This is a genomic window from Legionella parisiensis (assembly GCF_001467945.1).
Classification (GTDB): Bacteria; Pseudomonadota; Gammaproteobacteria; order Legionellales; family Legionellaceae; genus Legionella; species Legionella parisiensis.
The window spans coordinates 200,845-224,155 of record NZ_LNYQ01000006.1 but is presented as its reverse complement, the minus strand read 5'-3'; the positions used below and the strand labels follow the sequence as shown (position 1 = coordinate 224,155).

The window sequence follows — 23,311 nt, the reverse complement described above, 5'->3', positions numbered from 1 at the left end:
GATTAATTTATATTCTACAGCTTTATTGTTCCAGTATTAATCAATATTATTTCTACCATTATAAACTTTTAGTTTATAATTAAGCATATATTTAATAACCAATGTTTTACTATGTTCAATCTTGCCCAAATAAGATGTTTCATAAAAGTTGCAGAGCACCTCAATTACAATCGCGCCGCAGAGGATTTGAGTATCACGGCAACTGCTGTAAGCAAGCAAATTAAAAATCTGGAATATCAATTGGGTGAAAAACTCTTTATTCGAGACACACGCAAAGTGCAGCTGACTTTATTTGGTATCCTACTTTTGGAAAAATGTCAGAGATTACTTCAAGAAACCCAACTCATTGAACGATTTGTTGAATCCCGACACACAGTTCCTCAGGGTCAAATAACTATTTTGGTTTCGACCATTCTTGCAAGTGAGTTAATTTTAGATAGACTTTCTGATTTTACTGAGCAATATCCCTTAATTGAGTGTGAGTTTTTATTCTCTGAGCAAGATAATGATTTGGCACGAAAAGACATCGATGTGATGGTTGGCTTTCCTGAGATTCCACCTATTACTGATCAATTAAAATATAGAAAGATGCGTCCTGTTACCAATATTCTTTGTGCAGCGCCAGGCTTAATTGAACAATATGGGATGCCTGTTCATGCTTCTGATCTGATGTCATTTCCTTTTATTTCACATAGTTTAAGAAAACCTGCTACAGAACTCCCATTAAACAATGGTACGTACCTATCCTGTCCCAAACCAATACTTTTTATGGATGACTTTAATGCACTAAACCAGGCATGTAAAAACGGAATAGGTCTTTTTTTAACGGGTGATAGACTGGTTGAAAATGCACTGAAGGAAAAAACACTAATACAAGTTCTTCCGGAAATCGAATTTAAGCGATATGAAATTTTTACTTTTTATCAACCTCATGGATCTGAGCTACCCAAGATTAGAGCTTTTCTTGATTTTTATGCTCCGAACCCAATGCAATTTGTTTAGTTTTGCTACGAAATAGAAAAAGATTTAATTGCCTGCTCAACCTCCTGATAGTCTGTGTAATCCAGTTTTATGCCAGTAAGTCTCTTCTTCAAATCAAAAAAGTTCTCGACTTGCTTAGCATCTACTTTAATCTTGTTCTGCTGCACAAGAAACTCTGAAAACTAATCAAGGCAATCCTCAAACTCTTTAAAAAACCAACACTAACTTTTTGTTTACTTTCAATTAAATCAACTGCTTTGAGGTGAAAAATTATAAGCATTATATCTACTTAAAATTTATATGTATTTCCTCGATCATGGAACAAGCTCATGCTGCAATTGGTTTATATGGTCAAATCCTTGAACAAACTTATTGAGGCACATTAGCCTCTCGCAGAAAAAAAACATTAAGATAGCGGTCCCTTGGCACTTTTAGGTGCACTCATCTCAACATCTTCTACCAATTCCTTAGGTTGTGATAATGGTGGTGATGATGATTTGAGCGTTGCTAAATGTGTTTTGAAACTTGCGCTATTTTCCGGTTTACACATCTTTTTAAGAAAGTCAGCTTCAGCATCTTTTGCAATATACACTTTATTACCGTCTTGAAATAATAAAGTTTTATTTTTATAACCCATCGCATCACTAAACGCGCGAGCTTCCTCCTTACTCGCAAAGGTCAGTTGTATGGAATAGTCTATTTCCCCACGAGTGTCTTGACGTATTTTCGTATTTTCATATTTAACAGTAGGTGCTGCAGAAATTTGTACCCCTTTTACTGCTTTTATTTGTTCCACACATTTTTGTTGTAATTCTTCTGTTCTTTGTTTCGAAGGTTTTTCATCTTGATGCCCCTGCATTACATGAGTAAATGCAAGTTTGGGTTGATTAATATCAAGGGTTAATATCTTAGCAACTGCTCCCTGAGTTAGATAAACTTCATGTTCATTTTGAAATAACTTTTCCTTATCCCTTAGCGAAACGAGATTGGTAAATTGCCGCGCTTGGCGTGCATCTTGAAAAACTAATTTTACAGGAAAATCCTGTTGGGTATCTGGCTTAATTTCTTGCTGATAATGACCCGTATGCACCGTTGCGCTGGTAAAAGCAGGACTGCGTTTAAGTTTTTTTTGCAAATCATCTATCGGCTTCATTTTTTCTGGTTGTGCTAATTTCTCTTTTTCTTTTTTGCTTTTATCAAATGCTTCCTCAAAATCTCTATTAAAAAAATTCATATCCTTTTGTGTTTTTAAATCAACTCCTTGTTCCGTAGAGAAAACAGCGTCCACAGCAACACCTGCCCCGTCTTGTTTAAATGCCGTATTCGGTTCACTGTGTTGATATCTAAAATTGGGATTCGATTTATAGTTGGGCATTTCCTTAGGCAAACTCTTACGTCCTTTATTCATATCGCCACCCACAACCACATCGATATCCCTATGATTTTTTCTGAACTGCTCCATATCTTTCATCACTTGATTAAGATCAACTCGAGGAGTTGGAGGATGACGCGTTCTTAGAGGAGCTCCAGGTTTTGGAGGGCTTTCTGCATGCACATTGACCAAAAGCCTTTTTTTGCCATTCTCATCTTCGACTAATGTGATTAAAACCTGTCCCTTAGATGCACCTGAATCTTCATATTTTTGTTGTAGCTTTTTGACATCTTTTTCTAATCCTTGATTAGGGGTAGGTGTAACTGGATTACAACTGAACGTGAGATTTCCAAAAAGATGAGTACCATTTTGATTGTACCTCATGCTCAATTTTTGCTTGGGATCTAAATACTTCTGGATATTAGCGATTAATTTTTCTTGGGAATCATGAGGCACTTCCTGCAACATGCCACTCGTAACCTCTCCTTTGTTAATTTTTTGGGCGATGGCAAAAGCTTTCATTTCCAAATCATCATTGGCATTATCTTTATCTATATTCCAGATTAATGTTTTACCGAATAGTTGGGGATGATGATCTGAGTGAAGACTTTCTTCTTTAGTGGTTGTTGTGGTGCCTGTTTTAACTATTGTTTTTAATTTCTTAGCCATACGATACCCTGCACTTCAAATGAAACTGACTTAGAGTCTGTCTGCAAAAAATAGATACAACTATTAACCTCACGAACACAATCCGAAAAAGATCTGACGCTCAATTAATATAGACTAAATTTGCTATTCTTCTACTCTTATATAAATAGAGTGTAGCAGAAACTACAAAAAAGCATTGGGAGCCCCCCTCTCTATTCGTTTATTCAACTTGCACCAATAATATTTTTTGCGCCTTGTATTGTTTTTCCTAAACTAGAAATTGTTTGATGTTCCGAATATAAAGCAATTTGCCGCAAATCCAATCTAGAAATAATTTTCATCATTGTCGTATTATTAATTTTTCTTTCTTTTCTTAATGTGCGCAATTCCTGATGAGCTCCTTCTAAAGCAGCATATCGTAATTGTCGTTCGAAGGTTAAGGCTAACAAGCTCTCCATTTTTTCACTTTCAGTACCATGATTCGAGACAATAAATTGATTAAACGAAGTCATTAATTTATCTGCAACTTCGATACACAAAGCCCTATCTCGCTCATTTACATCGTCACATAAACTCTTCATTTTTGTCTTAATTGCCTCAACTGCCGCCTTGGATAATGCCAGCACTGCTTCATTTTCTTCCTCTTGAGTGTGTCTATGTATTAAGTTTTTCAAACCTGGCGTAATTAAAGGTAAAAGCAGACTGCTAATTAATAACGAACAAAGAACAACACCAATCACCAGAATAATTAAAAGCTTTCGTGCTGGAAAAGGCTCTCCATTGATCATATGAGGTAACGATAAAATCGCAGCCAAAGCAATTGCCCCGCGTACCCCTCCGAGTGAAAAAGTACTGATTATTTTTATGTTAGGGAAGCGCCAGGAACTTCGATTTCGTCTTGAAATTAATGCCTCAAAAGGCAACGTTAAATAAATCCATGCTGTACGAAGTAAAATCAGGGTTAGCGTGATAAATACGACAATCAGTGCATACTCGGATAAGCTATAGCCTGTTGTTGCAAAGAATTTAATTGAATGAGGCAAGTATAATCCTAAAAGAATAAAGATAATTCCGTTTAAAGTAAGATCGAGGACTCCCCAAACAAAATGACCTTCAATACGCATTTTAGCCATTGTTCGGTCTAAAAATCCAGCTCTGTCAATAGTGAAGCCCGCAGCAACGGCAGCCAGAACTCCTGAGAAACCTAATTTTTCTGCAGCAAGATATACAGTAAAAGGTAAAAGCAGCAATAATAAATTTTCAGTGGTAGTTTCGTGAGCGCTATGCTTGCTTAACTTTCCTAAAAGTGAAATAAAAATATAGGTCAGGATAACACCAACAGCAATTCCCCCGGCACTAATAAATAACAAACTACCTACGGCTTCTTTGAGTGAAAACACTCCAGTTAACATAGCAGCAACGGCTAATTTAAACGAAACCAAACCTGAAGCATCGTTTAAAAGTGCTTCTCCTTGTAAAATATGCATAATTCGTTCAGGTATTCGAGTTCCAGCAGTCATTGATCGGAGTGACACAGCATCTGTTGGAGAGAGTGCTGCCGCTAATGCAAAAGCAGCTGGTAAAGGAATAAGGGGAATTAACCAATGAACTAAATAACCAATTCCCGCTACAGTAAAAAATACTAAGCCAATGGATAACATAATAATTGGTCGAGTGTAGAGTAAAAACTCCCGTTTAGGAAAATGCCAACTGTCATTAAATAATAAAGGAGGAATAAACAACAACATAAAAACTTCAGGATTAAACCCTACATCAAAACCGGGAAATAATACTGCTATCATTGCCCCTAGAGTAATTTGGATTAATGGAGTCGGCAGGAAAGAAACAAATCGTGTAATTACTCCTGAAATCACCATGAGAAAAAGAAGTATTAAACAAATGAATACACCTTCCATTGCTTTTTATTCCTCCAAGATTTTTTACAATGAATGAATCGAACAGTGAGTAAAATTTACTCTTTTATTACTAATAACAACCTTGAATCCGGGAACTTACCGCTATACATTATCAATTGCAAAACACTTCAATCTACTCGAATAGAGCGAGTTGAGCAAGAGCAGCCTGTGGTGAATGCCGATAAACGAACGGATACTATTAAAAAACACTCGTTTTGCGCAATTTGCGTACAAAACTTAACTTCTCTTAAAAATACAAAGCGTATCATTGTAAAGTGAATAAAAGCTTTTTGAAGCATTATTCTAATACAGCAAATTACTCTGTCAAAAACAGAGGAGGAGATGAAAATGCTAACGTTCAAAAAATTGATAATTGTTTTAACCGCGATTCCACTCTTTCTGGCTAATTTTTCCGCTCTGGCAGCAGATCAAAATCAAATGAATATTTTTTTAATTTCTGACCCTCATGTGGATATTACCAAGCGCCAAGCAACTCATATAAACCCCCGTCCAGGTACTTCAGAAGAGTTAGATCAAAAAAGTTTCGATACATTAATCGCTAAAATTGGTGAACAAATTGATTTGCAGCAAGAAACGAATCACGCAGTTATATTGCTCGGTGATTTGCCGGCTCATAACGCATACAGCCGTAAAACAACCCGAGATGATACTAATTTAGTTTTTGAGCAATTGAATGAAAAAATAAACCCTACTCCCTGGTATTATGTTTTTGGGAATAATGACTCCTTGCAAAGAGATTATGGACCATTTACCTACAACGGCGAATCTATCTCTGATTTGTTAAAGGCAATCACAGGAAATGATGATGGCTTTCTTTCAACTGGTCTTAAATGTCCTTTTAATGGAGAACCGTGTATTGACAATGAGAGTACCAAGTACGGTTATTACTCTGCTTATTTAGGCGATCACCTTAAACTTATTTCATTAAATAGCGTTGTATTTGTATCAAGACCAGGATTTTCACCTTCTCGCGACGGTGCTACAGATGAATTGCAATGGTTAGAAAAAGAGCTAAAAACAAGTCAAGCAAATCATGAGAGTGTTCTTTTATCCATGCATGTTCCCCCACAAAGTTGGGAAACAACCTACAAAGACTCATTCAAAAACATTATAAAAGCCTATCCAGAAATTGTAATCGGCATGCTGGCAGCCCATACTCATTTTGATGAAATCCATGCCATTAAAATTGCAAGTAACGGTTATGTCATTCCAATCGTTTATTCCGCTTCCATTGGCTCAGATCATGGCAATGCTTCTTCTTTTAAAACGTTGAATTTATCAAGATCCAATGAGCAGGCTCCATGGAAATTGAAAGACTACATTACTTACAATTTCATTGGTGATACCGCCGCTAAAAGTCAGCTCAATCAATATTATGATTTTGCTCAAGCATTCTGTTCAGGAAATGCCTCTAGTGTCGGTAGTTGTCTCAATAAGCACATCAGTAATAATAAATTTGATAGTGCTACCAGTACCTTAATGAGCAAACATTATACTGCTGGAAATCCTAATAATAATCAAAAGATTGATCCATCCTCAAAATGGCTGATGCTCATCAAGTAATGCCTCCCTCGGAAAATCAAATGCCAGCATTCCGCGCTTTGTGCGCGGAATACATGAATGGCTACCGAAGATAAATCCCCCACATATAAAGACTCCCCTCCTAATAACATGCTTGGTTACTTCAAGTACTGCAAATTATATTCGACTTCAATGATCCAATATTACAAAATAAAATAGAACACGATCAGTCTCATAAAACGAAGCACTATAAAAGTGCTTTGATGGAACTCCGAGAGGTTGATTCATCAGCAAATTTAGATGAGAAAGCGAATGAACTGCTGGAGGTTATCGATAGAATCATTCGAAATAAAGATTGGGACTCTATTACACTATTAGGAAATAAGCCGAAAAATATAATAGCAATCGAAGACATAATCAATGAAGCGATATCTCCTTGTCAAAAATTGGAACGCATACAAGAAATATGCAGTGCGACACATGCCGGTTCCGATTTCGAGGTTTTTATTTCCAAAATAAAGGGAAGGGATGATTTTACAAATGAACTATACGATATATTAGCAGATATTAACCCTACTGAAGAACGCTCAATTAGCAATGCGATAAAGCGCTTAAATGAATTAGAACCTCCTCCAGTAATGACTTTGAGTTAAACCAAAACCATCAAACCAGCGTAGTAATTACAGTGACGTAGAAATTCAATTTATTATTTAACAAGAATATTCCAGGCACCAAACGGGTTACGCATTAAAAAAATTTAAAACAGACTCATGAGCGGCCATCGTATCATTAAAACCTAATTTTATTAATTCGCGAGTAAACGCTTTTTCAAATAATAGAAAGCTGAGTAAATCACCCGCATGCCGCTTAGCACCAAGAAAATTAAGCAAAATACGCAAGAGCATAGGTATATTATTGTATTGAGATTGAGCCAGATTGGCTACATCGATACTTGGTCGTAGATGCAAGGTTTGAATGGGGCGCCAATGAGAATGCTCACTCGTATGAACCATGTTCGCCATACGGTTCATATGACCCACCATCTCCAAATCACGCTCGAGATTATCCAAAAACAACCCATTCACCATACCCCCCAAAACGCGCGAAAAATCAATGTCGCCACTGCGTAATTTTTCTGGGTTGCTCATACTGGGTAATGTGCGCGTACCAATAATTAAAATTTTATCTACCTGACAACGGATGGCTCCACGTAGAGGAGCCGCTAATCCCACATGGCCATCTCCGTAGTGAAGTCCATCGATTTTGGCAGGGGGAAAGAATAAGGGCAATGAGGTTGATGCCATAAAATACTTCATTTGCAGGGTAACCCGTTGGCTGCTATGAAGCGGATCATCCCAATCCTCAAAATCTTCTGCATGATGCTGATAAAAAGAGATGGTTTTTTGCATTTCATAACAGTTACTGATGATTTCCATCATTTCTAAGTGCTTATTCTTAATTACACCTTCCAGAATTTCAAAATTAATAATGTTGTTAATAAATTGACGCAAAGGCGAGGTATCAAGAATATGACCCAACAGGCGTTGCCTAGTCAGCATACTACTCATATTTCGCATAGCCGATATGCTCAGAGCATAATTGCTGGACTTAAAAATATGCTGACATGTAATATCATTCCATAGCTCATTTAATTTGTTCGTACCCGCAGAAAAATCCAGAGCATTCTCAGCGACTACAGCAGCATTAATACTGCCTACACTGACGCCGCTAATCATATTGAAAGGAATTTTTTTTGTATCAAGAATTGTGCTGATCGCTCTAAGAACCCCTGCCTGATAGGCTCCTCGGGCTCCACCACCAGCTAAGTAAAGCGCAATTTTGGTCATTTTTTACTGTTTTAGGAAGAGAAGTAAAAAATATAGCCCTATTGCAAGTTGCTGGCAAGCCATAGAAAACGCAGTAAAACTAATCGCCACCGTAGTTACAAACAGGGCAATGGAGTCTGCTGCTCAAATAATTTCAACATTCTTAGGGTATTGACAGCACTGCCTACTAAATTGTATATTAATAGTACAGATAAATTTTTGTGATTTTTTTCATGTTCCATTCTACTGTACACCAGAAGTTAAATAAAAAAGCAGCTTTTGCACAAGCCTTTGCTTGCTTTTTTTATTTTAGCTTTTTTAGCCCGGCGCTGGGTGGTTAAGTAGAATTAACTAATACTCCAACCCCCAGCTTAGTCTGGGGGCTTTTGGTGCCCAAATTTCCAGACAAAAAGAACATGGGAGTTGGATAGAAACCAAAGAGGAGTGTATATCATGCATCATCAATCGCGGCGTCGCTCTCATGACCTATCCAAAGTACTCACTGGCTGCAGGAGGGGATTATGAGCTACTCAGTTTTAAAAAAACTACCTCCTGTAGAAGAAATTATTCAAGAAATCCCCTTATCGCATGCTGGCTCCCGGCAAATTGCTCGCGATAGAGAGGAAATCAAAGCAATTTTAGAAGGTCGTGATCATCGTCTTTTAATGATCGTTGGACCTTGTTCTGCCTGGCCTAAAAAAGCTGTTCTTGAATATGCCAAACGTTTAGTGAAACTTAATGAGAAAGTAAAACACGAATTAAAATTGATCATGAGGGTATATATTCAAAAACCCCGGACAACGAAGGGATGGACAGGCCCTGTAAACCAACCCGATTTATTTTCTCCTCCAGATATCGCCGCTGGAATAAAATACACTCGAGATATGATGATTAAAGTCATCGAAATGGGATTGCCAATTGCTGATGAGGCTTTATTTACTCATAATGCCAAAGGATTTCTGGAGCTTCTCTCATGGGTAGCAATCGGTGCGCGCAGTGCAGAGGATCAGGAGCATCGAATTTTTGCTTCCGCTCTAGATTGTGCTGTAGGATTAAAAAACCCCACACATGGTTCGTTAGCTGTGGGGGTAAATAGTATTGTTGCCTCACAACATGATCATGTCGCTGTATTTGATGGCTATGAAGTACAAACACATGGCAATCACCATGCGCATCTGGTACTACGTGGCTCAAACCATGCACCTAATTATTCCATTGCTCATCTTAAAGAAGTTAAGTGCTATATGGATCTCCATAAGATAACCAACCCTTCGGTCATTGTGGATGTCAGTCATGATAATTGCCTGGTAGAAGGCAAAAAAAATCATCAATTACAACCCTCCATTGCTTTAAGTGTTTTGGATAGCCTTAAAAGGCATCCTGATTTAAAGCCATTGGTCAAAGGATTCATGGTTGAAAGCTTTATCAAAGAAGGGAGTCAAAAAGTAGATCCGCTGGCCCCAGACGCCCTTGATTTAAGCGGTCTATCTGTCACCGACCCTTGTTTAAGCTGGGAGCAAACAGAAACTTTTCTATTGGAATTAGCCCAGTTGCGAGCTTTAGAGAAAAGGGAATTATCCATGGAGGAACTTGTATGATTACTTTATTCGGTATTTCCGGTGATGCGGGCTCGTTTTCTGAAGAAGCAGCCCTAATTTATACAAGACAAAAAGGGATTGACCCGGCTCTTATTCATTTACTGGATATGGAAGGCGTTCTCAATGCTATTGAAAACGGATCCATTGATCTGGGCATCCTGCCTGTTGTTAATCTTTTAGGGGGATTAGTAAAACCAGCATTCCAAGCGATGGGCAGACATTTATTCACTCCTGTTGACGAATTATGGCATGAAATTAATCAATGCTTGCTTGTAAATCCTGGAGTTCAGGACGCTCAAATTACTCACATCGTGTCCCATGCTCAAGGATTAGCTCAATGCAAGCAATTTCTACGAAAACAATTTAAAGAGACCGAACAAATAGAGTGGATCGATACCGCAAAAGCAGCAAAGGATTTAGCAGAAGGAATATTGCCATCTCATGCAGCAGTCATTGCACCGGCACGGTGTGCCGAACTTTATAATCTAGAAATAAAAGCGGCAAATATTCACGACCGCCATCCGAATCGAACTGCTTTTATCCTGGTAAAAAAATATGGCGATAACACAAGTCTTCTCAAGTAAGGAGAAAATCATGTATACGCTCGAAGAATTGAGAAAACAAATCGAACAAACTGATGCGTGCCTCATTGAAATCTTAGCAAAGCGTTTCGAATTATCGAAACAAATTGGCGCATTAAAATCAAAAGAAGGAAAAGAAATAGTAGACCGCTCGCGTGAAAAACAATTGTTTGAGTTTTATGAGCATCTATCCAAGCAGTATCATTTACCAGAGGAATTTATTAATCGTTTATTCAAAATAATTATATCAAACTCCAGAAAGGTACAAAAATAATGAAAATTTTACCTGAAGATTCAGCTACCGTTGTGATGAATTCATTGGCTCAGCAAAAAATCAATACGGGGATTAAAATTTATAATCTAAGCGCTGGTGAGCCCAAACTTCCACCCCATCCATCAATTGTCACTGCGGCAACACACGCTTTAGAGCAAGGACATACTCTGTATCCTCCAGTATCAGGAATTCCAGAGCTACGGCTTTTGGCAAGTGAATGGATGAATGAAGTTTATGGTTGTTCATTCCAAAAAGAAAACTGCCTTGTCGTTAATGGTGGAAAATTTGGAATCTACTTACTGATGCAACTATTAGTACAAGAGCACGATGAAGTCATTATTCCCTCGCCCTATTGGGTTTCCTATCCAGCCATGGTCAAACTGTTTAGTGGTCTCCCAGTGATTGTTGAAACTAAAGAAACAGAAGGCTGGAAGCTAACACCTCTGGCACTCAAAAACGCATGTACCCCTAAAAGTAAAATCCTTATCCTAAATAATGCCACAAATCCAACCGGTGCATTATATACTGAATCCGAGCTCATCCAATTGTTGCAAATTGCTCAGGAGCAAGGACTTTTAGTAATTGCTGATGAGGTATATAGTGCCCTGACCTACAATGAGCACAATTATATCTCTTGTGGTTCCTTTCCCCAATTTCAGGATCGCGTCATTATCATTCAAAGTTGCTCAAAAAATTTTGCCATGACCGGTTGGCGAATTGGCTTTGTTTTTGCCCACCAACAATTTATCCAGCCATTATCAGCATTAGTAAGTCAAAGTACCAGCGGCGTCACTACTTTAAGTCAATGGGCGGCAATTGCTGCATTAAATGAAACAGATCATGTCAGCTCCTGGGTTAAACAATGCATGCAAAAAAGAAGGGACACACTCATTAATGCTTTGTATCAGCATTTTGCTCTCACCATACAAGCTCCTGCTTCCTCTCTGTACTTATTCATTTCTTTAAGCAGCCTAGGTTTTAAAAAACAGAACTCCGCAGAGTTTTGTAAACAGGCATTAGAAGAGGCTCATGTTGCTCTGGTACCAGGAATTGCATTTGGCAAAGAAGGTTATGTACGCTTATCGTTTGGGGGTACCGAAGAGGATTTAACAGCAGGAATCCATGCTTTGGCGCAATGGTTGCACTCATAAGAGGAAAAAAATGATACGTTTAATCAGTTTTATTGTGATGCCTTTCCCTGTGATAACTTTGGCAAATAGGCAAACAAGAGAATAAGCTACCTCAACGTCTGAAGATAAGCAGTTTTTAATAAACCCAATACATGCAATAAATAGAGTTATCCAGGATGTGTAAAAACGTCCAGGAAAACTCTTTTAAAAGATACCAATGGATGCCTGAATCAAACTCACTGTAAACTAAATTTTATTAATTCACTTCTACAGCAGGATAATCTTCAACATATGACTCACCAAGTACACCATAATAAGTTACGGTGCGCCTCTCTAAATCAACATGATAATGGACTACTCCAGCGTCCCAAGATGCACGAAGAAACTCAGGAAAAGTACTTTCACCCGCTTGATCAATACGAAGGGCCTTTATAAGTTCTGCCTTATTAAAATCAGGAATATCGACTTGTCCTGTTACCAAAGGCAATTCTTGAGAAACAACATTCCCATCTTTAGTGATATAAATACTCTGACAAGACGGTAAATACCAAAGATTCTGCTTCACTCCTGCTTTACGCATTACTTCTGCTAAAACAGGGAACCCTCCTATTTTAGGGCGAATTGCAATTGCCGACTGGATTGCGTTCATTAAATTATCAATTGCTTTACTCATGATTAATCTCCATTTTTTTAATAGACTTCTTTTGAAACTCTAAGTTTCAAAAGAAGTCTATTCAATTGGTGCAGTTTTAATTTTATGGGAGTAAACAAGTTTCTTTAAAAGTTTCAAGAATTGCTCTCGCTGCGCGCATGTAAGTTCTGAGAAAAACTCTTCATCATTTTGATCTGCTAGAGCAGCCAGTTTAGGTACGAGCACTACAGCTAGTGCGGTAAGCTCTATGTCTTGATAACGTCGATCCTCAGCAGATTCCTTACGATTTACCAGACCTTTTTCGAGTAATCGTGTAATCAATTTTGAAACCGCGCCGCGGGTGAGACCCGTAACATGGGCAACTGTACTAGGCGATATGACGTTATTACAATCATACATTTTTCTAAGTACAACCCATTCGGCAACCGTAACCCCTGTTTGCTCAAGTTTCCTTGCAAATGCATGCGACACCTCGTTGGAAATCAAGCGCATCCAATAACCAATATGATCCGTCAATTTACTTACTTCTTTTCTTTTTTTTACTTTCAGCATTGATATCTCCAAGGGACTTGCATTTTAGTTTCCTAGGAAACTATTGTCAAGGAAACTGTTTGTTGGAAATATTTAATATCGTATGCACAAATAGCTATGACTCAGATGTGTTACAATTTCCAGTTCAGATTGTCAAATACGATATTTCATCTATGCTATTAATAAGAAAAAGAGCATTTTGAAACAGGAGTAAGTAGATGTCTCACAACCATAGTCATGCAATTCCAACGAATCAGAATAAAAAATATCTTTGGATTGCATTTATTCTCACAACAACCTATTTAATTGTTGAGGTAATTGGAGGACTTATTACTGGCAGCCTGGCACTACTTTCAGATGCAGCACACATGCTAACCGATTCCAGCGCATTAGCCATCTCGCTTACAGCAGTCTATCTTTCCGAGCGCCCTGCTAATTTACGGAAAACATTTGGCTATCATCGTTTCGAAATCCTTGCAGCTGCTTTTAATGCCATTTTACTTTTTTTTGTTGCTATTTATATTTTATATGAAGCTTATCAACGTCTCTATGAACCTGCGAGCATCCAAACGCTAGCCATGTTTGTTATTGCAGCAATTGGCTTGGTGATTAACTTAATCAGCATGAAATTACTTTCAAGTGGAAAAGACAAAAGCCTCAATGTTAAAAGTGCTTATCTTGAGGTATGGAGCGATATGCTAGGCTCCATTGGTGTATTGATTGGTGCACTAATTATTCGCTGGACGGGTTATGAATGGGTAGACTCTATCATTGCGATTGCAATTGGTTTATGGGTTTTACCTCGAACCTGGATCCTGTTAAAGGAAACAATTAATATCCTTCTTGAAGGGGTTCCGGAAGGTATGGATGTTGAAGAAATAAAATCTGAAATGTGCCGGATTTCCGGGATTTTGAGTGTCCATGATTTCCATCTTTGGGCACTTACTAGCGGTAAATCCAGCCTTACTGCGCATGTGGTTTATGATAGTTCATATAATCATTCAGAAGAGTTATTACCTTTGCTTCAAGAAATGCTGGCTACCAAATTTTCGGTTTACCATACAACACTGCAGTTTGAAAATAAACCTTGCGATCATACAAGTAATGGTTGCAATTATACAAAGCGTTCATCCTGATAGAGGCATACGGCATGAAGCATAGACTCTGTCTTTTTGGAATATTTAACGTTTTTTCATCACAGTAAGAAACAACTCTGAATCCAAAAAAAAATGTAACCATCCACGAAGAGATTTATAGTCGCTTTGTGCAAACCACTGCGGATCAACCATATAAAATTGCCTTATGAAGGGAAACAAAGCAATATCAGCTATATTAATACGGTTTGCTAAAAGAAAATGATTTTTCATTAATAGCGAATTTAATTTATAGAGATATTCCTGGGCTTCCTCTCTATAATAAAGCGGATCTTTTTTTTCTGACTTTTGTGGGTACTTATAATTATCCAAAATAGGTTTAAATTTTAGATCATTTAAACGGATTAATTCATGCCACTTTTCTTTTTCCCCGATAGAGAGCCAGTTATCAGGATCAAATTGTGTTAAAGCCCAAACCATAATATCAATGCTTTCATCAATCACAAGACCATTTTCTAAAATTAAGACTGGAACAGTGCCTTTTGGAGAGGCGAGCAGCATTTCCTGAGGCTTGTTTTTAAGCTCAACCTCACATTGCTCTACTTGAATCTTGGAATATGTAAGTGCCATTCGTGCCCTAATCGCATAAGGGCAGCGCCTAAAAGTATAAAGTATCGGGGCATCCACTGAACTTAGACCATTAAAGAGTTTATAAGAACATCTAATTTCTTCATTGATTCCAATGATAATCAATGGAGTTGTAATTGACAACTCAAAGAAATGCCTAGGCCTCATTAACCATTAGTTTATCAACCAAAAAGAATTAAATTAGATCATTATGTCTTATTGTTTTGCAATGAAAATCCTCAGGGTGTATAATATTAGGTCAAAATGCAAGAAAGGCAATATCATGACAAAAATAATTGTAACTCACGGTGATGATGAACTGGTTCTTTTGGATACAGAAAACATCAGATTAAGCGAAATGTCTACCTATTATAAAAACCTGTCACACTACAAAAAGCTAGATGAAGCTTTAAAATTACTATCAGGTCTTGATAAAAAAGAGTATTGGCGGGCAGCAATACTCCTAAAAAGCCTACTTAAGAAAAAAGCCGATGATGAAGAGCAGGAAATCAATTCACTCTTAGAACACTGCAATGATTTTTCATTATTTTATACGCCCAATTCGGAACATCTGCTGAGCATGAAGAATCTAAGTTGTTATCGCGTAGGAGCAGATGCAGGTGCAGGATTTAAAGAAGGAGATTTGGACATTTTGGGAACTGAGGGTTTTTTACACTGTACCGGCGTTTTGGTTGCTACTGAGGATGAGCGAGGAACATATTGTTACTATGTAGGCCATATATTCGGCGAGCGTATAACTTACGCAGCAGTAAAAGAGGAGCTTGATCGAATCCTTGCCGACGTGCAAAAACTTACATGCAGAAAACTTGCCTGGTCAGACCTAGTGGAGCAAGTTACTTTAGTTGGTCCTGGAAGCAGCACCGATGAACCCAGTTTGTGCTATAAGCAGACATTTAAAACATTGACTCAAGAAGGAGCGAAACCAAATCCATTATTTGGCAGTAGTGTTGCTTTTAACTTAACTGGAAAAGGTGATCTAATCGTATTAGATCCTCTAGGGCAACTGCATGAAGGTATTGAATCAAAACTACCAAGAGCAGGACACGGAGTTTATTCCCCCGTTAATAATTTGGGGGACTTGGAGTTAAATACAACGATTGAAAAACAAATCTCAGATGCCACTCTGAATGAAGATTACCCTTATATAAATCAATTTATTATGGGTAAATTGTAAATCCAAACCCGCCAATAAGTACCACCTATATCAGCAGACCATAATATGGGTTGTACTCTTCTATACCAGGCTTCTTTCGAAACTCGCGGCGGAGAAAAATACAAGGAGATGAGGAGGGCGCGAACACTGTACCGAAAAAACAGGTCTTCTATGCAGTAGCGTTTCGAAAGAGGCCTGCTTAATCTCACAAGAAAAAGCCTGGAGTTTATCGCATTACTTCTAAAATAATGACAGGATAGTCATTGAAGTGATGTGAGGCAAACTCTATAATTTCGCTGAAGCAAAAATTACAGGATCAAAAAATGAACATAGATGAAAACACCAAAACAACCGACACCTTAACTAATGAAGATTATTCCAAAGCGATGAATTTTATAGGACAAAATTTATTGTCATCACTAGTTCAATCCATAGAAAAGCTGCCGCCTCATCTTCGTAACAGTAACGTTATATCTCAAGCATTATCTGCATTTTTGGCCAATATCATCTACAAACAATTTCCAGAAAGTCCTGAATCATGTCACAAAATGATGGATGCAATTGCCGGTCTTGTAAAAATGCAATTAAATAATTACTCCTGAGGAATCGCCAGTTCATTTAAATCTCTTTACGTACCACACATAAAGCCCCATACATGGATGAAAAAAAACTTATGGCCCCAGGCCTCCTTGCGAACACGTTGTGGGCACATAATAAGCAACTTGAGTATCATTGAAAATGACTCAAATACATCAGGGTTTTCTTATCAATAATCTAAAAATGTAGCCTGCTGCAAAACTTCAAGGCTGAAACCCGGGTTTCCCCTTATTCCACCGGGTTCGTTACTGGAATTAAAATAAATAGGATATTTTCAAGTGGAGCTTATATCATGGACGCTAAAAAAGAGTACCCCTTGCTTCGAGTAGCATTGGTTATTTTTGGACTTGTTTTTATTTTTGCTGTGTATCCTTTAACTATTTTATGGCCCTCTGGCTGGGCTTGGCACCCTGCTGGGCAAAATGTTTATTTACAAATGATAATGGGAATTTATGCAACATTAGGGGTGTTCTTGCTCTTGGCGGCTAAAAATCCAGTGCAGCATTTAAGTTTAATTTGGTTCACCGTTTGGTCTAGCATTGTGCATGGCGGCATTATGGCTCTCCAATCATTTTACTATCCGCAGCATTTTGCCCATTTATATGGAGATGTACCTGCTTTGTTTCTCATTGCAATTATCTTGGCTTTTTTAACACCGCGTCGAAATGCGGTGAATCAGTAAGTATATGCAACCGCTGTGTGCGGTTAATAAACAACTCTCACTGTAGCGATTTTTGAATTTGTTCCTTGGGAGATACTTTCCTTTTGGTGATGCTGGCTGCATTTAATGTAACCAAAATTATAACCATTTCTTCTTTTTAAAAAGAATATAGAGGAATATGGCGCACGTGACTATTAAACCTAGTGCGCCAAAATATCCGTATTTCCAGCGTAATTCAGGAATCCAGTCAAAATTCATTCCATAAATTCCCGTGATTAAATTTAACGGCAAGAAAATAGCCGCAAATGCTGCGAGCACAGCCATAGTCTCACTTATTTTTTGCATCAGTTCATTATCGATTTGTCCCAATAGGCCATTTAACAATTCGCGAATCGAATCCACTTCATTGATGATGAGATGGCTATGATTCGATAAATTGTATAGGGAAGAACGACATTTTTCTGAGATAACCAAGATATTTCGACTGGTGATCCGCATCAAAATTTCTCTTATTGCAATCATATCACGTTTAATTTGCAACGTTTGGTGCTTTACCTCCGCAACATCTTTATAAATATTCTCATGCTTTTTTTGTAATAATGATTCAAACTGCTCTGCGATTTCTTCATAATGAAAAAGGACCCGAGCATAATCGTTAATAATACCCTCAAGGAATAAAAATAAGATGAAGCAAGGCGTTTTAGCATAATGGACTGATTTTGAACAATTATTGAGAAACTCAAATAAAACAGGCAAGGGCTTATCTGCAGCGGTAAAACAATAGTTTGGCGTAAGGTGAATCAAAAGATTATCCAAATTTATTTCATTATTCTCATTTAACTCAAGTGACGCCAAACACTTAATTTGCAATGTTAATGCATTATCATTATCAATAAGATTGGATAAACTATTTTCTTCAGAACATAACTGAATGACGTCTACAGGTAATCTCAGTTTTTTTACTAATTGCTTAAAAGAATCTGCTTGATTTAAGTTACTATGGATCCAATAAATTTTGTTTTTCTCTTGAGCATTGACCTGCAACTCTTCAAGAGCAACGTGTTTGATGCTGTGATGGGTTAAATCAAATTCAATTGCAATAGTATCAAAAGTATTCATTTTAACTAAGATCCCTATTGTTCCTTTAATTAGTATGGCTCGTTTTTCTTAATAATCAATCTCAATATATCAACACAACATGAAAGATAATTAGCACGTAATTAAAGGATCCCGGAATAAGGAAGTCCATCAAACACAAAGAAATTCCACGTTCCTGCAACATTAAATCAGTCAATAGTATCATCGAAGGAAAAACAAGAAACAAGTAATTAAATTACATAGTATTCGTCGGCGGATCTATCACTCCTTCTTCGTCAGCCTTCTTTAATGTTGTCAGCGCGTCCTTAAGGGATTGTTGCTGAGTTGATCTTAAGGACTCACCTTCTGTAACCCAATGGTATGCGGTTAAGGTCACAGCACATTTTAGTATATAGAGTACTGTTTTAAAAAATTGAGTCACATCATCATCCGGATTTGTATCCAATGCACTTCTTACAGATTCATTATTTAAGTGATCTTCAAATCGTCTCAGTTTATCTTGGGGTCTAGGATTTCCCTTTCCAGCGTCATCTAGAGTATGAGTAAGTGCTTTCAGTGCATCGTAACTCGCAGCTGCCATTTTAATTTCAGTAGAATGTGCATCAGACGGATTCTCCTTAAGATGTTTGACCAAAGAATCAATATTATTTTCTCGATCGCCCTCTTTGAAAATTGAGTTATATAAATCGGGATTTTTATCAACTTCTTCTAGTATCTGTTTTGATAAACTCTTAATTGTTATCTCGAGATTGTCACGGATTTCTGAAACAAAATGTAACGCAAGACGTTTCTGTCGCGCTGCTTCAGAAACGTTTTTACTCACTTGGTAAGGAGCGTCTACGAGCCATTGTTTGGCTTCTTCCAATATAGATTCGTCAAACGGATGCTCTTTTTCCGATGCCTTTAATCCCTCCTCCCATCGCATCCCTCCTAATAAATGCGAAAAAATATTGACCCCCTTGATTGCAGCATCCATTTTAGATATCCGATTTGCCTTCAATTCATTTGTGACCTCTTCTTCGAGTATATCTTCATATACCTCTTGTCGCCCATTGATGTAATACTGGATAAAACCGAGTGGAGGCATTTCGTTCTCAAAGAACTCTTGCCCCATTAACCCTTCCATTTTTTTACGCAGATCATCCAAGAGTAGATCAGGATATTGGTCTTGAAGAAATGCGCCAAAATTGATAAACGCCTGGGTGGCATCTTTATTGTTTCCCTCCTTAAGTAAGCTACTTATCTCGGTCATACGATGCCTTATTTCACCTTTTATCTGCTCAATATCCATTCGGACTTCTGCTTTACGTTTCATGGGCACAACTCCAAAAAAAATTGCCAATAGCATAATTATAGAACAAAATGTAAAAGTAAAATCCTGTATATGTGTTCACAATAATTCTGTTTGTAATATTTTTCCCTTATCCTCTTGCACCTTTTATGGAGATAAGTTAATTATCGAGATGGCCCCTAAATGTCCAATGGAGTTTATTGGTCGCAAAAGGATTTACGATATGAAGACAAAGAAACCCATACAAAAAAAAGAAAAAAATCCAAATTCTAAAGACAGCAGAGCTTTACCGCTTCAATTGGTGCAACATGCCGAAGCAGATCGAACCTACTATTTAAGAAGCACTGCAACAGAAATAAACAATTTTTTTTCCCTGCGCGTTAAAGAGCTGTATAAAACCCTGGCGTGGACCTTTTCTTTGGACTCTATGGATTGGAGCACATTTAAAAAATACGTTTGGCCCACAGTCTCCTCTGGAGCGGCATTATTTGTTGGGAATTATCTCACTTCCCTCCTCACTGAATACTTAATAGGAAGCCCAGAATATGATTTTGTTATGCAATTTCTTTTTGGCGCAGCTGTATTAGGATATTGTGCGTTAAACCGAATTACAGATAAAAAACTTACTTCCGGAACAGCACTATCTGTTGCAGTAGCCAGTGAAGTGACTGCAATAATTTATATGTACCATTCTGTTTTTAAAGGGACTAATTTTTTACTCAATGATCAACTGACCGATGAGTATTCATTAATTGCTGGATTAGGGACCAGTGCATTGGTTGTTCCGAGTGGAATTTCTTACCTCACGCAAAAAACTCAAGAACTTCTGGTTCGCTTCCAATACAGTCGAGGAGCACAGCGCTCTGACACAGCAGTGATCTCCAGTGGGCTGACTCCATTATCTAATCTTTATTTTCAAATCAATCATTTTATCGCCAGTGAGTTGATGGTCAGTTCGCGTGCCTTTCAATTAGGATTGATCGCACACAATATTCGCTATGCCGACAGAATAGTACAGAAATTTCGTAACCTCCCTGCATTATTGGCTGATTTAGCGCCATCAACGATAAAAAAAATGCGTGTGCAACAAGAAAAGCTGGACCATGATTATGAATACAATCATCAATTGCATCAGGTTTTAAGATTTACCGCGCAGGGTTCCAAATTTTTTCATCTTCCCCGATATCAACTGCGTACCGGGGATTTGGTTCTTTGTGATGTAAGCATCAATTTTGATTGTGTGCCAATCTCGGGAGAGTTGATTGCGCTACAACGTAATGTAGATAGTGATTTCACCCAAACACTGGAACGAAAAAAATTTAGTGTCAATCTTAAAGCCCAAAATGGGGAAGACGTTTGGATCGAACACCACACTAAAGCGAGTTTTACTTCTAATTACAAAAAAGTGGACTTATATGCAGTAAGGGATGGCAAACAGGCCGGAGTATTGGTAGGTGACAAGTTAAATATATATGGTCATGACAACATTTTTATTCAGATTAAACCTGAGAAAGAGCTTTTATTAAATAGTAATTACGAGAAGACGGCGTACATTAATGAAATTATCGCAAAACGCAAACAAAAAAATGTTTTATACTCCATTTTAGGCTCCATTATTATGGCGGCTTTTTTACAAAGAGACATTGCCCAAATGCCTGCGGAAACACTCAGGCTCATGTTCACCCTTTTTCAAACAATGATTCCCTTTTCCGAAGCTTTTTTACGCGAAACAGTGAACAGTCGTTTGATGAAAACACTGAATAGCAATTTGGGAGATCAGCCTTTTGAAACAATTGATGCGCTCCGTCTCGTGGATTTGTGTAATGCATTGGGAGGATATTATCGGGACAAATTTCCCAGTGGGGTTGCAATTATTTCCGATAAAACCGGAACCCTTACTACGACGCGGATGGATGTACTTGGTCTATGGACTACTGCTATGGACTCCAAGGTCCAGCACGCACTCAAAGAAAAAAAAGGAAGCTTGCTGCTCCCTGAAGAAGTGCAATGGCTTAAAGCTTTTGAGGTATTTTGTTATGCCTTTACCAATAGTAAAAAAGAATTAGAACCAGAAGAACATGCTATTTTAGAATTATTCAAATCGTTATTGGCTAATCTTGAGTGTTTGGAAGTTACCACCCTGGGGAATAATCACTTTAAAAAGGTAATTGCCATTAAAGAAACAAAACAAGAGATCGAAACGTATCATCTGGGGTTATACCGTATGTTTGGCGGCCGCTTTACCCTTGTTCAGAATGGTGAAGAATCCTCTCTTGTCTTTTGCGGAGTGCCTAAAGCGGATGTATTTCAAGGAACATCTTTATTGCAAGCCTATACCACGATGCAAAGTCGTACAGAAGTCTTATCACGCGATTGGTGTCTTGCACACACTAAGATTAATGAGTTTCAGTTCGCAACTTTAAGGAAGTTATTTGATAAGGATGATAAAAAAGAAATTGAGAATTTTCTTATCAAAAACAAAAAACTTCTAAAAAAATTAGAATATTACGGTACTTTTATTATTGATAATCCGATAAAAAAAGGCGCTGAAAAATTTATCGCTCAATGCAGAGAAATATCAGTTCCGGTATTTGTAGCAACAGGCGATACCACGAAAGCAGCAGTAAATATTGCCAAAGTATTATGCACAGAAAGTGCAAAAAACATCATTACCATTCGTGCTAATGAAGTCGAAGGCAATGATGTTGAGCGTTTCAATGCAGAAAATTGTCCATCCGATTCCACAGTGATATTTGCTGGTATCAATGAAGCTATACTGACCTACTTTCAAAAATTAATGGATAGGGACAAAACAAAGCGTCCTGTTATTATTTTTGCGGAAATGAGCACCGAAGGAAAAGGTACCCTTGCCCGTTATCTCAAAGACCATCATTATTTTATCGTCGCCAACGGAGATGGTACGAATGATGTCATGATGATGAAAAATTCAAATGTGGTCATTGGTCATCATTCGGATGATGGTACTTTTGCCCCCGGGGTGGATGCGTTATCGAATATCAGTGAAGCGCAACTGCGGAGATTATTTGGTTCCGAGAAAACATTTTACGAGCTTTTTGATATTAATCTTTCCAATAGCTTGTTTATACAACAGTTTGCTCCTCTGGCAAATTCCCAAGAAAAACCAAGCATGGCCCTAGCACTTAAAAGTGGGAAAATGACTTTTGAATTGGCTAAAGCAGTAGGTGCCGATGTGTCTGAAATGAATCAGCAGCATTGGTATAGCGTTGCTTTTGACTTATTATGGCTATGGATTGCATTTTATGAAATCAATCAAAGTTCTGATTTACCCATGGATAATCGAAATATCAATGCTTCAAGACTGATTTCAAATACCATAGGAATTTCTTTGATCATTGCGGTCTTACAATCCTTAGCCAATTACGCGCTGTTTGACCAGTCCACCAATTTAACCAGCATGCTGATAATGTTGAGCTTATTGCCTTTGGTTCTCAAGAGTGTCTTTTCGGGGTTTGGAATGGTGCGCGATAGTTTGTATCCACAACAAGAACCAGAAATAACTGAAGTGGAAGAGCCCCCTGAAACAGGTTCCAGTCGCTCTCTCTCGGGATATTTTGGCGCTTTTTTTTCGCGTAAACCCGCAAAAAATTTAGACAATATAGCAACCGTACCTAAATTACAGTAACTATATTCCCTGTTTTTTAGCACGTAGGATACAAAGCTTAACCTACTTGTCTCA

Annotated in this window: 20 protein-coding genes; 12 read left to right on the top strand and 8 right to left on the bottom strand. The window is 37.8% G+C overall.

The features are described 5' to 3' along the window. Positions 1-111: 111 nt before the first annotated feature. Positions 112-1,002: a LysR family transcriptional regulator gene (locus Lpar_RS02185; RefSeq protein ID WP_058516359.1), complete on the top strand. Its 891-nt coding sequence runs from the start codon at positions 112-114 to the stop codon at positions 1,000-1,002. 385 nt (positions 1,003-1,387) lie between these two features. On the opposite strand, the gene Lpar_RS02180 is transcribed toward Lpar_RS02185, so the two are convergent. Beyond that, a complete protein-coding gene (locus Lpar_RS02180) occupies positions 1,388-3,022 on the bottom strand; it encodes an exonuclease/endonuclease/phosphatase family protein (protein ID WP_058516358.1) in 1,635 nt (544 codons plus the stop codon). Positions 3,023-3,225: 203 nt separating this feature from the next. Then, complete coding sequence (locus tag Lpar_RS02175) at positions 3,226-4,917, bottom strand: Na+/H+ antiporter (RefSeq protein ID WP_058516357.1); 1,692 nt, start codon at positions 4,915-4,917, stop codon at positions 3,226-3,228. Between the two features lie 348 nt (positions 4,918-5,265). On the opposite strand from Lpar_RS02175, the gene Lpar_RS02170 reads away from it, so the two are divergent. Both Lpar_RS02170 and Lpar_RS02165 read left to right on the top strand, forming a co-directional pair. Beyond that, positions 5,266-6,501 carry a metallophosphoesterase gene (locus tag Lpar_RS02170; protein ID WP_058516356.1) on the top strand — a complete coding sequence of 412 codons (1,236 nt, stop codon included), beginning with the start codon at positions 5,266-5,268 and terminating at the stop codon, positions 6,499-6,501. A 221-nt stretch (positions 6,502-6,722) separates the two neighbouring features. Beyond that, a complete protein-coding gene (locus Lpar_RS02165) occupies positions 6,723-7,112 on the top strand; it encodes a hypothetical protein (RefSeq protein ID WP_058516355.1) in 390 nt (129 codons plus the stop codon). An 87-nt stretch (positions 7,113-7,199) separates the two neighbouring features. Here the strand turns inward: Lpar_RS02165 and Lpar_RS02160 are convergent, their stop codons facing one another. Beyond that, the gene (locus tag Lpar_RS02160) at positions 7,200-8,306 is read right to left on the bottom strand and encodes a patatin-like phospholipase family protein (protein ID WP_058516354.1); all 1,107 of its coding nucleotides are present in this window, start codon (positions 8,304-8,306) and stop codon (positions 7,200-7,202) included. Positions 8,307-8,806: 500 nt separating this feature from the next. Between Lpar_RS02160 and Lpar_RS02155 the strand changes: the two genes are divergently transcribed. Genes Lpar_RS02155 through Lpar_RS02140 form a run of 4 tightly spaced genes read left to right on the top strand, consistent with a single transcriptional unit; the run spans position 8,807 to position 11,889 of the window. Beyond that, complete coding sequence (locus Lpar_RS02155) at positions 8,807-9,883, top strand: 3-deoxy-7-phosphoheptulonate synthase (RefSeq protein ID WP_058516353.1); 1,077 nt, start codon at positions 8,807-8,809, stop codon at positions 9,881-9,883. Beyond that, entirely contained in the window at positions 9,880-10,467 is a 588-nt protein-coding gene (locus Lpar_RS02150; protein ID WP_058516352.1) for a prephenate dehydratase domain-containing protein, read from the top strand. The genes Lpar_RS02155 and Lpar_RS02150 overlap by 4 nt, the downstream gene beginning before the upstream one ends. 10 nt (positions 10,468-10,477) lie before the next feature. Further along, on the top strand, positions 10,478-10,738 hold the full coding sequence (locus Lpar_RS02145) for a chorismate mutase (RefSeq protein WP_058516351.1): 261 nt from the start codon (positions 10,478-10,480) through the stop codon (positions 10,736-10,738). Beyond that, the gene (locus Lpar_RS02140) at positions 10,738-11,889 is read left to right on the top strand and encodes a pyridoxal phosphate-dependent aminotransferase (protein WP_058516350.1); all 1,152 of its coding nucleotides are present in this window, start codon (positions 10,738-10,740) and stop codon (positions 11,887-11,889) included. The genes Lpar_RS02145 and Lpar_RS02140 overlap by 1 nt, the downstream gene beginning before the upstream one ends. A gap of 235 nt (positions 11,890-12,124) precedes the next feature. Here Lpar_RS02140 and Lpar_RS02135 read toward each other — a convergent pair whose 3' ends face one another. Both Lpar_RS02135 and Lpar_RS02130 read right to left on the bottom strand, forming a co-directional pair. Continuing rightward, the gene (locus tag Lpar_RS02135; RefSeq protein ID WP_058516349.1) at positions 12,125-12,541 is read right to left on the bottom strand and encodes a DUF1398 domain-containing protein; all 417 of its coding nucleotides are present in this window, start codon (positions 12,539-12,541) and stop codon (positions 12,125-12,127) included. 57 nt (positions 12,542-12,598) lie between these two features. Continuing rightward, positions 12,599-13,072: a MarR family winged helix-turn-helix transcriptional regulator gene (locus Lpar_RS02130; RefSeq protein ID WP_058516348.1), complete on the bottom strand. Its 474-nt coding sequence runs from the start codon at positions 13,070-13,072 to the stop codon at positions 12,599-12,601. 197 nt (positions 13,073-13,269) lie between these two features. Between Lpar_RS02130 and Lpar_RS02125 the strand changes: the two genes are divergently transcribed. Next, complete coding sequence (locus Lpar_RS02125; protein ID WP_058516347.1) at positions 13,270-14,187, top strand: cation diffusion facilitator family transporter; 918 nt, start codon at positions 13,270-13,272, stop codon at positions 14,185-14,187. 45 nt (positions 14,188-14,232) lie between these two features. On the opposite strand, the gene Lpar_RS02120 is transcribed toward Lpar_RS02125, so the two are convergent. Beyond that, a complete protein-coding gene (locus tag Lpar_RS02120) occupies positions 14,233-14,940 on the bottom strand; it encodes a glutathione S-transferase (RefSeq protein WP_082650312.1) in 708 nt (235 codons plus the stop codon). 115 nt (positions 14,941-15,055) lie between these two features. Between Lpar_RS02120 and Lpar_RS02115 the strand changes: the two genes are divergently transcribed. The 3 genes from Lpar_RS02115 (at position 15,056) to Lpar_RS02105 (ending at position 17,225) form a co-directional block, all read left to right on the top strand. Next, positions 15,056-15,967: a hypothetical protein gene (locus tag Lpar_RS02115; RefSeq protein ID WP_058516346.1), complete on the top strand. Its 912-nt coding sequence runs from the start codon at positions 15,056-15,058 to the stop codon at positions 15,965-15,967. 302 nt (positions 15,968-16,269) lie between these two features. Then, entirely contained in the window at positions 16,270-16,548 is a 279-nt protein-coding gene (locus Lpar_RS02110) for a hypothetical protein (RefSeq protein ID WP_058516345.1), read from the top strand. Between the two features lie 287 nt (positions 16,549-16,835). Beyond that, on the top strand, positions 16,836-17,225 hold the full coding sequence (locus tag Lpar_RS02105) for a DUF6632 domain-containing protein (protein WP_058516344.1): 390 nt from the start codon (positions 16,836-16,838) through the stop codon (positions 17,223-17,225). 117 nt (positions 17,226-17,342) lie between these two features. Here the strand turns inward: Lpar_RS02105 and Lpar_RS02100 are convergent, their stop codons facing one another. Next, positions 17,343-18,323 carry a magnesium transporter CorA family protein gene (locus Lpar_RS02100; protein WP_058516343.1) on the bottom strand — a complete coding sequence of 327 codons (981 nt, stop codon included), beginning with the start codon at positions 18,321-18,323 and terminating at the stop codon, positions 17,343-17,345. A gap of 214 nt (positions 18,324-18,537) precedes the next feature. Beyond that, entirely contained in the window at positions 18,538-19,617 is a 1,080-nt protein-coding gene (locus Lpar_RS02095) for a hypothetical protein (protein WP_058516342.1), read from the bottom strand. Positions 19,618-19,816: 199 nt separating this feature from the next. On the opposite strand from Lpar_RS02095, the gene Lpar_RS02090 reads away from it, so the two are divergent. Continuing rightward, entirely contained in the window at positions 19,817-23,257 is a 3,441-nt protein-coding gene (locus Lpar_RS02090; protein WP_058516440.1) for an HAD family hydrolase, read from the top strand. Positions 23,258-23,311: the final 54 nt, after the last annotated feature.

Excerpts from the sequence above, each read along its gene's own strand:
- Lpar_RS02155 (WP_058516353.1), top strand. The coding sequence starts at position 8,807 with ATGAGCTACTCAGTTTTAAAAAAACTACCTCCTGTAGAAGAAATTATT.
- Lpar_RS02160 (WP_058516354.1), bottom strand. The coding sequence starts at position 8,306 with ATGACCAAAATTGCGCTTTACTTAGCTGGTGGTGGAGCCCGAGGAGCC.
- Lpar_RS02125 (WP_058516347.1), top strand. The coding sequence starts at position 13,270 with ATGTCTCACAACCATAGTCATGCAATTCCAACGAATCAGAATAAAAAA.
- Lpar_RS02100 (WP_058516343.1), bottom strand. The coding sequence starts at position 18,323 with ATGAATACTTTTGATACTATTGCAATTGAATTTGATTTAACCCATCAC.
- Lpar_RS02165 (WP_058516355.1), top strand. The coding sequence starts at position 6,723 with ATGGAACTCCGAGAGGTTGATTCATCAGCAAATTTAGATGAGAAAGCG.
- Lpar_RS02170 (WP_058516356.1), top strand. The coding sequence starts at position 5,266 with ATGCTAACGTTCAAAAAATTGATAATTGTTTTAACCGCGATTCCACTC.
- Lpar_RS02140 (WP_058516350.1), top strand. The coding sequence starts at position 10,738 with ATGAAAATTTTACCTGAAGATTCAGCTACCGTTGTGATGAATTCATTG.
- Lpar_RS02185 (WP_058516359.1), top strand. The coding sequence starts at position 112 with ATGTTCAATCTTGCCCAAATAAGATGTTTCATAAAAGTTGCAGAGCAC.
- Lpar_RS02120 (WP_082650312.1), bottom strand. The coding sequence starts at position 14,940 with ATGAGGCCTAGGCATTTCTTTGAGTTGTCAATTACAACTCCATTGATT.
- Lpar_RS02105 (WP_058516344.1), top strand. The coding sequence starts at position 16,836 with ATGGACGCTAAAAAAGAGTACCCCTTGCTTCGAGTAGCATTGGTTATT.
- Lpar_RS02090 (WP_058516440.1), top strand. The coding sequence starts at position 19,817 with ATGAAGACAAAGAAACCCATACAAAAAAAAGAAAAAAATCCAAATTCT.
- Lpar_RS02110 (WP_058516345.1), top strand. The coding sequence starts at position 16,270 with ATGAACATAGATGAAAACACCAAAACAACCGACACCTTAACTAATGAA.
- Lpar_RS02130 (WP_058516348.1), bottom strand. The coding sequence starts at position 13,072 with ATGCTGAAAGTAAAAAAAAGAAAAGAAGTAAGTAAATTGACGGATCAT.
- Lpar_RS02095 (WP_058516342.1), bottom strand. The coding sequence starts at position 19,617 with ATGAAACGTAAAGCAGAAGTCCGAATGGATATTGAGCAGATAAAAGGT.
- Lpar_RS02115 (WP_058516346.1), top strand. The coding sequence starts at position 15,056 with ATGACAAAAATAATTGTAACTCACGGTGATGATGAACTGGTTCTTTTG.
- Lpar_RS02145 (WP_058516351.1), top strand. The coding sequence starts at position 10,478 with ATGTATACGCTCGAAGAATTGAGAAAACAAATCGAACAAACTGATGCG.
- Lpar_RS02150 (WP_058516352.1), top strand. The coding sequence starts at position 9,880 with ATGATTACTTTATTCGGTATTTCCGGTGATGCGGGCTCGTTTTCTGAA.
- Lpar_RS02135 (WP_058516349.1), bottom strand. The coding sequence starts at position 12,541 with ATGAGTAAAGCAATTGATAATTTAATGAACGCAATCCAGTCGGCAATT.
- Lpar_RS02175 (WP_058516357.1), bottom strand. The coding sequence starts at position 4,917 with ATGGAAGGTGTATTCATTTGTTTAATACTTCTTTTTCTCATGGTGATT.
- Lpar_RS02180 (WP_058516358.1), bottom strand. The coding sequence starts at position 3,022 with ATGGCTAAGAAATTAAAAACAATAGTTAAAACAGGCACCACAACAACC.